The 11745-nt window shown below is 29.0% G+C and carries 13 protein-coding genes and 1 pseudogene; 4 read left to right on the top strand and 10 right to left on the bottom strand.

The genetic code is table 11. From position 1 onward, the window contains the following. Window positions 1–248: 248 nt before the first annotated feature. Window positions 249–851, bottom strand: a complete 603-nt coding sequence (locus EQ029_RS12280) for a recombinase family protein (RefSeq protein ID WP_057504922.1) — start codon at window positions 849–851, stop codon at window positions 249–251. Between the two features lie 227 nt (window positions 852–1078). Here EQ029_RS12280 and EQ029_RS12275 point away from each other — a divergent pair, with 227 nt between their 5' ends. The 3 genes from EQ029_RS12275 to EQ029_RS12265 all read left to right on the top strand — a co-directional run bounded on the left by EQ029_RS12275 (window position 1079) and on the right by EQ029_RS12265 (window position 3705). Further along, window positions 1079–3235: a peptidase domain-containing ABC transporter gene (locus tag EQ029_RS12275; RefSeq protein WP_002504102.1), complete on the top strand. Its 2157-nt coding sequence runs from the start codon at window positions 1079–1081 to the stop codon at window positions 3233–3235. Between the two features lie 156 nt (window positions 3236–3391). Next, complete coding sequence (locus EQ029_RS12270; protein WP_002504103.1) at window positions 3392–3535, top strand: hypothetical protein; 144 nt, start codon at window positions 3392–3394, stop codon at window positions 3533–3535. Between the two features lie 20 nt (window positions 3536–3555). Beyond that, window positions 3556–3705, top strand: coding sequence for a bacteriocin (locus EQ029_RS12265; protein ID WP_002504104.1), 150 nt, complete (start codon window positions 3556–3558; stop codon window positions 3703–3705). A 122-nt stretch (window positions 3706–3827) separates the two neighbouring features. Here the strand turns inward: EQ029_RS12265 and EQ029_RS12260 are convergent, their stop codons facing one another. The 4 genes from EQ029_RS12260 to EQ029_RS12245 all read right to left on the bottom strand — a co-directional run bounded on the left by EQ029_RS12260 (window position 3828) and on the right by EQ029_RS12245 (window position 6506). Next, window positions 3828–4094, bottom strand: coding sequence for a hypothetical protein (locus EQ029_RS12260; protein WP_201454748.1), 267 nt, complete (start codon window positions 4092–4094; stop codon window positions 3828–3830). 336 nt (window positions 4095–4430) lie between these two features. After that, the gene (locus EQ029_RS12255; protein WP_000228874.1) at window positions 4431–4532 is read right to left on the bottom strand and encodes a type I toxin-antitoxin system Fst family toxin; all 102 of its coding nucleotides are present in this window, start codon (window positions 4530–4532) and stop codon (window positions 4431–4433) included. 185 nt (window positions 4533–4717) lie between these two features. Continuing rightward, entirely contained in the window at window positions 4718–5308 is a 591-nt protein-coding gene (locus EQ029_RS12250; protein WP_053031494.1) for a type 1 glutamine amidotransferase family protein, read from the bottom strand. 523 nt (window positions 5309–5831) lie between these two features. Beyond that, on the bottom strand, window positions 5832–6506 hold the full coding sequence (locus EQ029_RS12245) for an IS6 family transposase (protein WP_115172252.1): 675 nt from the start codon (window positions 6504–6506) through the stop codon (window positions 5832–5834). 142 nt (window positions 6507–6648) lie between these two features. Here EQ029_RS12245 and EQ029_RS12240 point away from each other — a divergent pair, with 142 nt between their 5' ends. Further along, complete coding sequence (locus EQ029_RS12240) at window positions 6649–6858, top strand: hypothetical protein (protein WP_053031515.1); 210 nt, start codon at window positions 6649–6651, stop codon at window positions 6856–6858. A 401-nt stretch (window positions 6859–7259) separates the two neighbouring features. On the opposite strand, the pseudogene EQ029_RS12235 reads toward EQ029_RS12240, so the two are convergent. The 5 genes and pseudogenes from EQ029_RS12235 to EQ029_RS12210 form a co-directional block, all read right to left on the bottom strand. After that, a pseudogene (locus EQ029_RS12235) lies at window positions 7260–7526 on the bottom strand (replication initiation protein); the annotation flags it as partial. A gap of 209 nt (window positions 7527–7735) precedes the next feature. After that, on the bottom strand, window positions 7736–7828 hold the full coding sequence (locus EQ029_RS12230) for a type I toxin-antitoxin system Fst family toxin (protein ID WP_001791613.1): 93 nt from the start codon (window positions 7826–7828) through the stop codon (window positions 7736–7738). 166 nt (window positions 7829–7994) lie between these two features. Further along, window positions 7995–8378 carry an effector binding domain-containing protein gene (locus tag EQ029_RS12225; RefSeq protein WP_009385109.1) on the bottom strand — a complete coding sequence of 128 codons (384 nt, stop codon included), beginning with the start codon at window positions 8376–8378 and terminating at the stop codon, window positions 7995–7997. A gap of 288 nt (window positions 8379–8666) precedes the next feature. Beyond that, window positions 8667–9152 carry an immunodominant staphylococcal antigen IsaB family protein gene (isaB, locus tag EQ029_RS12220; RefSeq protein ID WP_009385108.1) on the bottom strand — a complete coding sequence of 162 codons (486 nt, stop codon included), beginning with the start codon at window positions 9150–9152 and terminating at the stop codon, window positions 8667–8669. A gap of 1561 nt (window positions 9153–10713) precedes the next feature. Continuing rightward, window positions 10714–11667 (bottom strand): replication initiator protein A, encoded by a 954-nt coding sequence (locus EQ029_RS12210; RefSeq protein ID WP_053031513.1) that lies wholly within the window; start codon window positions 11665–11667, stop codon window positions 10714–10716. Window positions 11668–11745: the final 78 nt, after the last annotated feature.

Here is an 11745-nt window from a genome sequence, read left to right as displayed (position 1 = left end):
TTTTTACAGTAAAAAATATTAAGATTGAAGAAAATATATCTAATTCACTAATTTACTGCTAATAATTGATATTTAATGTTAAAAAGTGCTTCTATTTCGATACTAGACCAATTATATATTTCTTTCTCCTTTATCATCTTTTTCATTACTGTCATTTAAATGTAATTTTTAAAATTTATAACAACTATTTAATATTTCTGTTTCCATATTATTTCTCTTAATATGTTTCTTTAATTGGTACTATTATACTAAAAAGTGTCTCTTTTTATTCTATAAATCGTTTGCCTTGTTATATTCACTTCCTTTGCAATTTTACTAATCGCTTTGCCTTCTTCTAACATTTCTACAACTCTATGATAAATAATACGTTTTTGAGGATCTTTCGCATTGGCCGAATATAATAAAGGGCGTCCTTTATACACGCCTTTTTCTTTCGCAACTTTAATACCTTGTGCTTGTCTACGTTTACTTTCGTTTTTTTCTTGTTCTGAAACCATTGCTAAAATTTGAATGATTAAGTCTTTCATAAATTTATCTAATAATGGATTGCCAATCACTTCATTCATCATAGGTAAGCTAGTAATCATCAATTGAACCTCTTTGTCTTTTAAATAATTAACGGTATTTATCACTTCGTCGTAATTACGACCTAAACGATCAATTGATTCTACTACAAACCGATCTCCTATTCTCACAAAGTTAAGTGCTTCTTGAAGTACCGGTCTATTTTCAATAGATTTCCCAGATTGTTTTTCTGTAAATATTTTTTCAGCACCAAACGTCTTTAAATTTTCAAGTTGCCTTTCTAAATTTTGGTCATTCGATGATACTCTCGCATAGCCAACAATCATTGATTCCCACTCCTCAATTAATATACACCCTAATCATACGTTCTAGTTACCATAAATTCAATAACTAAATTTGTATGATTAGGGTGTACCACAAGTAGACATATAGACAAATATTTTTACTTTTTAGCGCTTTTAACATTATCAAAAGGATTATTTAACTTATGTTTAATACTAACTATTTATACTTATTAAAATAGAGTTAAATTTTATTGAAAGGACTCATTATGATGGCTATAAAATTTATAAGACAATACGATGAAAAGGATTGTGGTCCTACTTGCCTTGCCATGATTTCACAGTTTTATGGTAAGCGTGTATCTATCCCACGTTTGCGCGAATATGCTAAAACAGATAAATTAGGTACAAATTTATATGGTCTCGTACAAGCAGGTAAAAAGATTGGTATTGAGTTAACTGGCGTAAAAGCTGATTCCTTTGATGATTTAAAACAAGCACAATTACCAGTTATGGTACATATTATTAATCAACAAGGTTATGATCACTATATCATTATTGAAAAAATAAAAAATAACACGCTTTATATTGTCGATCCTGCTAAAGGTAAATATAAGTTATCAAGTACTGAATTTGGAAAATATTGGACTAATATTGCTGTATTAATTGATAAAACAGATGATTTTACTACTGACAATGAATCACCCTCGTATCTTAATATTTTTATTGATATATTTAAAAATAATTATGGAAAGTTGTTATTTATTGCTTTTATCTCACTATTTATTAATATTGTTGGTATTGTCGGGGCTCTATATTTTAAATTATTAACCGATCATATTATTCCATCCAATGTTCTTAAAAATTTACATATTATTAGCTTCGGTATTTTACTTTTATACATAATCAATGCACTCATTAATTATTTAAGGTTTCAACTTATTTTACATTTAAGTTTGAAAATCGATGTTAATTTAATGAAAGATTATTTTTATCATGTTTTACATCTTCCGATGAACTTTTTTGATACACGTAAATCTGGCGAAATCCTACAACGTTTCATGGATACATCTAAAATTCGTGAAGCTTTATCATCTTCAACGGTAACGTTGCTAGTTGATACTTTCATGATTATTATCGGTGCTATATTACTTTATATGCAAAGTCCTTTGTTACTACTGATAACAATTATTTTTATACCTTGTTTTATTATTTGTAGTTACACTTTACGTAAACCTTTTGAAAAATATAATCAAAAGGTGGCTGAAAAAGATGCTGAATTGAGTTCATATTTAATAGAATCCTTTGATGGTAGTAATACTATTAAAAGTTATCAATCTGAAGACGATCGTTTCTACATTGGTACTACTAAATTTAATGGTATTATTGAAAACTTATTAAAACTGGGTAGATTTTCTAATATACAATTAACGGTTAACAACTTTTTAAAATTAACTATCAGTCTTGTTATATTGTGGCTTGGTAGTTACTTAGTCATGACGGATAGTATGACGTTAGGTAGTTTATTAGCTTTTAATGCCTTAACTATTTATTACCTTGATCCTATTGAACGTCTCATAAATATTCAACCAACACTGCAATCTTCATTTGTTGCAGCACGTCGTATTGCTGAAATAACTGATTTAGAGACCGAAACTGAATTATATACTTCTAAACAACCTTATACTTTTAAAAACAACATTCGCATTGAAAATGTAAACTTTCAGTATGGCTTTCGAAGTGTGGTATTGAAGGATATTAATTTAAATATTAAAAAAGGGCAAAAGGTTGCTATTGTTGGTGAAAGTGGTAGTGGTAAATCAACTATAGGTAAGTTACTCAATCGCTATTACACTGCTTCAGAAGGTAATATTATGATTGATAACTATATTATTGATGATATTGATCTTTCTGACTTACGTAAGAATATAGGCTATGTTTCACAAAACACATTCCTTTTTGCTGATACAATTAAAAACAATCTTTTACATGGTAGCAATAAATACAAAAGTGATGAAGATATCGTTAAAGCTTGTCAATTAGCAGAATCCTTAGATTTTATACAGAAATTCCCAGATCAGTTTAACACTATGTTAGAAAAAGAAGGAGCTAATCTATCGGGCGGACAAGGCCAACGCTTATCTTTAGCACGTACATTTTTAAAAGATCCTGATATATATATTTTCGATGAAGCTACAAGTGCCTTAGATAGTTTAACTGAAAACAAAATTATGGAGCATATTGACTTACTAACTCAACATGGTAAAACCGTAATTATTATTTCACATAAATTAAGTACTATAAAAAATGCTGATAATATCTATGTTTTAAACGAGGGTCAAATTGCTGAGAATGGTACACATGATGAGTTGATTCATTTAAACGGTATATATAAAAATTTATGGCAACTTCAAATGAAAATAGACTGATTTTATATTAATATACTCTATTTATTAAATATATTTCGATAATAAAAAAAATAAATTCAAAAAAAAGCTCACTTAACTGTCTATTTACATTCTCTTTATATTCAAATGCTAATTTATAAGATGTAAGATGAAATTACTTAAAGGAGGACTATTTCAATGGAAACACTAAATGAAAAACAATTAAAAGATATCAATGGTGGTCGTGAAACTGGTTGTTCTGGTGATTTTGTAGAAGATGGAATAATGTGCAATATCGGACAAGGTATTGGTAAAGCAATTAATAAAGTACGAGGAAAATAATTTAAAGGAGGACTATTTCAATGAAAACACTAAATGAAAAACAATTAAAAGATATCAATGGTGGTAAAGGGATTGTTGGTGAAGTCACTGGCGAAGTCACTAGTATTGGTAATGCCATTTCAAATGGTTGGCATGATTTAAAACAGTCTGTCGCTGATACTACAAAATAGGACTCATTATTTAAATTAAAAAAGTCTGGGTAATAACCCAGACTTTTTTAATTGTTCGACTTTAAATAATTAAATTATCTATATATTATTTTAATATAACAAAATTAATTATCTTATTAAGGTTATATGCTATTTTTTATTCTTCTTTTATTCTCTTTTCTGTTTTTGGTTGTAGAATATATAGTATACGTGGGTTGAGCGTATCTGTTGTCATCTTGTAGTTGCTTATTTAAACACGGTAATTGTACTACATATGGATGCTCATTATATAACATCATTAATATAGTTAATGCTTCCCCATCATTTAATAATCCCTCTTGATTTTCTTTCCAATATTTAGCCATTTTTGCATCTTTTATTTTTTTAATAACCAATGATACTGTTTGCAATTATCGAAGTTACTAGTAAAAAGAAAGTAATAGATGATTATAGACAATAAAAAGTTTTTTGATTCTTGTTTATATATTCTTTACTCGCTTTTTTATCAGTACCTTCTAGCAATACATCATTTAACGGAAAACTAAATTCTGAATACAAACACTTAAATATTTCTATACTATAACTTATGATACTACTCAAAGATACCCATTTTTTAATATAAGTGTTTTGCATTTTTCTACTAACCAGTGTTATAATTTAGACAACAAGAGCTTCGTACATTATATGCACCAATCCCCTCACTACTCGCAATAGTGAGGGGATTTTTAGGTGTTGGCTAATATCGCCTATTTTTTCTTATTGTTACGTGTACGTAGCCAATGCGTAAATAACGCAACAATACAACCACTGATGACTGTGGTCGTGATGTGAACAAGAGCTTCGACCATCTGATATGCACCTCCTCTCTGCGTCTAAATTGACGCCTGAGAGATAGGCGACCTGTATATTATATCATCTCTGAATAAGGGATAATAGATAACTTCCGATAAGTCATTTTATGTTATATCTTTGCTTTTTTTATAGTATCAAGACAAGAAGAAACTCGTTTCTAAAAACCCAAATACACCCAACTTTATAAATATGGATTTCCGTATTTTTCACAATATTTATAAAAACCAAATCTATTCATAAATATTGTCTTTTCAATACTTTTATCAGAATCAAAATCAATCTCTCTTAAAATTGATTCAGTAAATTCAAGTGATGCTGTACCATTTGCTGTTATAAGCATATTATCAACAACACTTTGCTTTTCTAAAAATTCATACTCAGGTTTATATTTTTTATAATTTTGCCAAATATAAACCGAATTACCAGTATGTTTATATTTGTTTAAAAAACCATTTCTAGCTAAATAATCAACTGCTCCACATATAGCACCAATTACTACATTTTTATTAAATGCTTCCTCAACAAACTTTAAAAGGTTCTCAGAATCATTATCCCAAGAATTACCTCCAATCATAACTAACAGATCATAATCTTTAGGTTCATCGCCAATAATATAATCTACCAAAACAGAAAAACCACCTAAAGAAGATACATTTTCTTCAACAGAAATAGTACTTACAGACCAATTATCATCTTGATTTAAAATTGAAGATAAATATGCTCCTTCCCAATCTGCAAATTCATCTAGTAAAAGAAATAAAGCTTTTTTCAAAATTAAAAACTCCTTTTATTTTTAGATTAATAAACCTTATCGCTTTATTCCAATTGCTTTATTGACGTTGAGCCTCGGAACCCTTAACAATCCCAAAACTTGTCGAATGGTCGGATTAATAGCTCACGTTATGCCGACATTCGTCTACAAGTTTAGTTGAAGGTTCTTCTCAACTTCAATAAATTTTCTCGGCATAAATGCGTGGTCTACTCTTCAAATGTTCATCCAAACAACATAAAAATTTGATAAATAGCTAGCACCAACAACACAACATATACATATTCATTCGTTAAAAAATTCTCTAATGCTTTTCTGAATTTCATTTTTTAACAACTCCTGTTTTCTCGTAAATTTATCCACTTTCATTTTTTCTTTTAGCAAACTTTATCATAACTCTTACAAAGATTTTGAGTACCTTTATTTTCAATTTTAAAGGGGCATTTTGAAGAAACACTAAATATTTACGGTTCTGTTGCAAAGTAAAAAATATAGCTAACCACTAATATATCATGTCAGTGTTCGTTTAACTTGCTAGCATGATGCTAATTTCGTGGCATGAGGAAAATCCGTAGATCTGAAGAGACCTACGGTTCTTTTTATATAGAGCGTAAATACATTCAATACCTTTTAAAGTATTCTTTGCCGTATTGATACTTTGATACCTTGTCTTTCTTACTTTAATATGACGGTGATCTTGCTCAATGAGGTTATTCAGATATTTCGATGTACAATGACAGTCAGGTTTAAGTTTAAAAGCTTTAATTATTTTAGCCATTGCTACCTTCGTTGAAGGTGCCTGATCTGTAACTACCTTTTGAGGTTTACCAAATTGTTTAATGAGACGTTTGATAAACGCATATGCTGAATGATTATCTCGTTGCTTACGCAACCAAATATCTAATGTATGTCCCTCTGTATCAATGGCACGATATAAATAGCTCCATTTTCCTTTTATTTTGATGTACGTCTCATCAATACGCCATTTGTAATAAGCTTTTTTATGCTTTTTCTTCCAAATTTGATATAAAATTGGGGCATATTCTTGAACCCAACAGTAGACCGTTGAATGATGAACGTTTACACCACGTTCCCTTAATATTTCAGATATATCACGATAACTCAATGCATATCTTAGATAGTAGCCAACGGCTACAGTGATAACATCCTTGTTAAATTGTTTATATCTGAAATAGTTCATACAGAAGACTCCTTTTTGTTAAAATTATATTATAAATTCAACTTTGCAACAGAACCAAATTTTTCATAATAATTCCTCCATTTTCTATAAATTTATTACATATAAAGTAATAACATAATAAAAAAAGGGGAAATAATTAAAAATGAAAAAAAATAAATTAAAAAAGTATAATTTATTATTAAATATTTGTTTGATATCATTGAGCGTGTATTCAATAATTTTTATCGCTATTTTTCATATTCCATATGGCAAAATTATTTTCTTTGCTATTTATTTTATTATAATTATCTGTTTCTTCTTTATAGATAAAAAAATCGAAAAAGATAATAAAAAAGAAAATAAAGATGACTAGGCTATACAAACTAACTACCTATAAGGGATAAATTATGTCCCGGACTCTTTACCTGTAATTGATATATCGTATTTAGATGTTACATACAATATGCGTGCACACAGTATGCTTGCATATTGTATGCACGCATACAGGTCATAGGGATTTTGTTATAATTGGAGAGCACTTCCGTGCAGAAAGGAGGTGCCACATCTAATGATTGTCGTTCTGTTTGTTATGAAGTATATCGTATGTCCAATTATTGTTGGGCGTGTTCTTTATTTATTAAATCAAGAACATAAACGATAAAAAAGAAACCCCAGCATATGCTTTGGTCGGCATGCTGGGGTTTTCACATCTAATGATGTATCTGTCTGTTTGTTAACTTCAGTATATCTTTCATGTTATCTTTTGTAAACTTTCTAATCTTCCCAATCTAGTTCTAATTGTTGTCTAAATGCTTGTTGTTGTTCTTTTAATAGTGCTTTTTCTTCTTCAGTCATTTCTCTAGTTGTATTGTTTTGATTTTTTTCATGTAGCCATTTTGGCGTTTTTTCTCGACTGATATATTGTTTGGGTTGGCCTACATTCGCCATTTGAGGTTGTCGCTTACTATGGATGCGTTTCTCAGCATCAAAAGTAAACTCTAGCCATTCTATTTTACGTCCTTTTTTCGCTTTAATTTTATGGTTCTGTTGCAAAGAAAAAGATTGTTAGAAATCCTATAAAACTCTCTATTTTATTTCATCCTCCTATATAGATACTAATTTTGCATTTCTCTACTCAACAGTGTTATAATCTAGATAACGAAAATGATTAACAATTAATGCACCAATCCCCACACTACTGCAATAGTGTGGGGATTTTTTCGATGCTGGCTTATAAAGTCGCCTATTAATTATTTGTTGCGTTTACTAAGCCAATAAGTATAATACGCAACAGCACAGCCACTGATGACTGGTGCTATGATGTGAACGAAAATGATTAGCAAAGTAATGCACCTCCTCTCTTCGTCAATTGACGCCTGAGAGATAGGCGACTCTATTATTATACCATCTGTGAATATACAAGCATATCTACTTCCGATAAGTCATTTTATGTTATATCTTTGCTTATTTTTATAGTATCAAGACAAGAAGAAACTCGTTTCATAAAAGCTAAAAAAGATGTATAACAACTGACCCATCTTCTTTATATTCTTCGCAATCAATATCATATTTTCTTTGAATTTTGTTCTCTTCTTCATCTTCCCAAATACGTTTCCATACGTTTGCAATTTCATCTTTTCCAGAACACTTGTATTCAATACTATTAGCAAAGTCAACTTCGAAAAATTTATCTGCCGAAATATCTTCTGTACACAAAGCTAATGAATAATCACCTTTATAATCCGATTCATAATCATGATAAATTGCATATACTTTCCCTTTATAATCATCATTATTTTTATAAAAAGTATCCCACATCCCTAAAATTTTATTCATAATATCATCATCTTCAAAGTTATTTGTTCTAACAATTTCGTTAACGTATAGCTTCATAAAAAAACCCCTTTTCTTTTTAATTTACTAAAAACATTGCTTTATTCCAATTACTTTATTGATGTTGAGCCTCGGCACCCTTAACAATCCCAAAACTTGTCGAATGGTCGGTTTAATAGCTCACGCTATACCGACATTCGTCTACAAGTTTAGTTAATGCCTCTTCTCAACATCAATAAATTTTCTCGGCATAAATGCGTGTCCTATTATTTATTTTATCCACTTTAAATAAAAAAACGTGAAGTAAGTGAACTTGCAACTTACCTCACGTTTTATACCTAAACTGTCTTATTCACTTATAATTTGACATTTAATCACATAGCCATTGTAAATATAAAATCTGACATCTTTATTACCAATTTTGTACATATATTCTTCACCCCATGCTGAAGTAGGAGAGTAAGAATTTGGTTTGCCATAATTTTGAATTAAAGTATTTTTATTAATAGATTTTCCATCGAGAGAGAAGAAAACACCGTTAGCTTTATTCTCAGACACACCATAAAGGGTTTGATCGTATAAATTTATTCGATTGTTACCTGTTTGATTTTTTGATATTTGATAGCCGTTGATAGTAAAATTGTCGTATTTCAATGACTCTTTGAAATTTTTGTCTAATATAAATCCACTTTGATACGCAGTATAACCATCATAATTATAATAAGGTTCAATAGACTCTTGCGCCTGTGCTTCCGTTGCATTAAATAGTTCGGGCGTTACAGAGAAACCCAAAACAATACCGCTAGCTAGAACAATTTTAGAAAATTTCTTCATAAAAACCCTCCTAATTATTTATAATTCATCTATGATTATTACAGAAATGTAACAAAAAGTCATCCGGATTACAAAAATATTACAAAAAATTCATCTTTTTTAGAAAATGCAATTGGGCATGTTTTCCGTTCTCTTTTATTTCTTTAGACAGTCTAAAATAAATAATACTTAGCTCTTTATTTCGAGTCACTTTTTAATAAAATTGAGCATAGAAACGTATAAAAATTGTTTTATTCTTTCTCTTTTTTTGAACTTAAAAATAAATAATATGATCATTATTGAATTTGATATTGAGAAAAAAGTATTTAATCAATTTCAAAAAGTGAAACAAATGTATGAATTGCTTAGATTACGCTTTTAGTGATTTTGTTGTTGAAATTAATACTAAAAGTAGGAGTCTTAAGAGTCTTTGGTTAAAAAAATTAAGACTCTTAAGAGTCTCGACGTCGCCTGAGGCCTATGAAATCAACAAAAAAAGGAGTATTCAGACAATTAAAAGTGGTCTTGTAATAATTGTAAAGAGTCTGTATTAAAGCGTTATATTACACCCTTCAGTCCAATGTATAAGAATGCTCATAATCACCTGTATATAAAGCTTTTAAGCTATTTATGATGAACAATTGAGTAGAACGAATAAAAGGTAAATCTTTCAGCTATGCTGAATACCACCAAAGGTGGTACTAGATTTCCTTATGCTCATGTCAAATACTCTTTAAAAAGACTCTCATGTTTGTAATATTTCCAAAAACAAAACTTGTTTGAAGACAAAAGTATCTATTTTTTTCTTCACTTTTTACTTTAAGTGCTTATTTTTATTTTCAAAATAAGCATTGTTAGTAAAATAATTGGAGATAAAAAAAGAGAAAACTAAGTAAAAATAGTTACTTAGTTTGGGATAGAAAAAATCAAATTTAAAATTACATTCGACCCATGTCTTGAACATTAACGACTTACTTTTTGTTTATGATGTATATCAATTGAATCTGAATTTTGATTTTATGGAATGATAAATTCAACTTTATCTTTCCGATCATTAACAAAATAAATGACAAAAACGATTTTATTAAGTCACTTTTATAATTGAGAAAGATTGCTAAAAAATATAAAAATGTTAACCGTTTTTACATTTTTAAAAGTTAAAACAACGCTAAATGATCATTTTATTTTTCATCTTATGCGACGTTTTTGAGCCATTTTTAAACGAATAATAACCGTTTATAGAAAAAAATAGGACTAAAACAGAAACGTTTTAGTCCTACCTACTTGCTTAACTACAGTTCATTTTCAGATTTACTCAATTGCCATTGAAGATAAAATTCGACTGCCGTTAAGAGAACATTAATTAATGCCAAAGTAACTTTAATCTTTTTCTTATTACGCATAAGTGATCCTCCTTTCTTTAATAGCAGCATGCTATGTTGTGAAATTGTGACATTGTATTGATGTTATTTTGTTATCTCCTCCCTTACCTTTCGTTTGGTCTAGGTGGTTGCCTTAGCAACCACTTGATTAATAAAAAAAGAGAACATCTATTTAAAGATGCTCTCTAAATCAATCATTATTAATTAAATAAAGAAGTGATTGGTAAATGATCACGTCGTTTATTAAGCGTATGCATTTCAGCGAATTCAGACTTAAGAGATTTCATTAAGTATCCTTGCATTGATACAACGGTTTCATTTTTTTGAATAAGCATAGCTTTGAAACGTTTAAGAACATGAAGTATTTCTATTTCCATATCTTCTAACAAGTAGTAGCTATCAATCGCATTGTTGAAAGATGTTTTGGCTTTTAATAATACAGTTTTGATAATTTTAATTTCAGCTACTTCAAAGTTACTTAGATAGTTTTTAATACTTTGTGGTAATTCTTCGAGTAATTGAAATTTTAAAGCCTCATTATTAAAGTTTGAATTGTCGTGATTTGAATGATTTGTATGATTACTAGGAAAAGTTAGTTTATTATCATTCAAATCATCCGTATCATTATTCTCAGTCTTAATATAATCAGTATCATTATAATCAGTATCATTAGGGTCTAAAATTTGGGATTCTGGACTCCCAAATTTTGAGAATCTGGAGTCCCAAAATTCGGGATTCTGGAGTCCCAAAATTTGGGACTCCTTGTCATTATAGGTTATAGATGAGGATTGAATACTTTTTTCTACATTAATATTAGTTTCTATATCATGCAAATATAATTTATTAGGTTTATTAAATCCTGTACGTATTTGTTCAAGTAACCCTACTGCTTGAAGTTCTTTTTTTATTTTAGTAATTGTATTCTTGCTTTTATCTAATATATTCTGGAGACTTTCATTTGTAAAAATGAAATATATATCCCCATTATCATCGACCCAATTATTTTTAATCGACAAGCTAACTCTATCGTTGAGAATTGCATAAGTAACTTTGGCACTATCACTTAATTTTTTATATTTTTCATTAACAAATAATGCTTTATGTAGCATATAAAAGTTTTGATTTGCTTGATTTTTAATATTTTTACGAGACATAATAAAAAACCTCTTTCCAATTAAATTTGAATAGAGGTAATAAAACATTACAAATCCACATAACTTTTTGACTTGCAA

Source organism: Staphylococcus haemolyticus (genome assembly GCF_006094395.1).
Lineage (GTDB): Bacteria > Bacillota > Bacilli > Staphylococcales > Staphylococcaceae > Staphylococcus > Staphylococcus haemolyticus.
The sequence above is the reverse complement of the archived record's forward strand: the minus strand, read 5'-3'. Positions and strand labels throughout refer to the sequence as shown.

Coding starts and splice junctions, on each gene's coding strand:
- EQ029_RS12280 (WP_057504922.1), bottom strand. CDS start 851: ATGATTGTTGGCTATGCGAGAGTATCATCGAATGACCAAAATTTAGAA.
- EQ029_RS12275 (WP_002504102.1), top strand. CDS start 1,079: ATGGCTATAAAATTTATAAGACAATACGATGAAAAGGATTGTGGTCCT.
- EQ029_RS12270 (WP_002504103.1), top strand. CDS start 3,392: ATGGAAACACTAAATGAAAAACAATTAAAAGATATCAATGGTGGTCGT.
- EQ029_RS12265 (WP_002504104.1), top strand. CDS start 3,556: ATGAAAACACTAAATGAAAAACAATTAAAAGATATCAATGGTGGTAAA.
- EQ029_RS12255 (WP_000228874.1), bottom strand. CDS start 4,532: ATGGTCGAAGCTCTTGTTCACATCACGACCACAGTCATCAGTGGTTGT.
- EQ029_RS12245 (WP_115172252.1), bottom strand. CDS start 6,506: ATGAACTATTTCAGATATAAACAATTTAACAAGGATGTTATCACTGTA.
- EQ029_RS12240 (WP_053031515.1), top strand. CDS start 6,649: ATGAAAAAAAATAAATTAAAAAAGTATAATTTATTATTAAATATTTGT.
- EQ029_RS12225 (WP_009385109.1), bottom strand. CDS start 8,378: ATGAAGCTATACGTTAACGAAATTGTTAGAACAAATAACTTTGAAGAT.
- isaB (WP_009385108.1), bottom strand. CDS start 9,152: ATGAAGAAATTTTCTAAAATTGTTCTAGCTAGCGGTATTGTTTTGGGT.
- EQ029_RS12210 (WP_053031513.1), bottom strand. CDS start 11,667: ATGTCTCGTAAAAATATTAAAAATCAAGCAAATCAAAACTTTTATATG.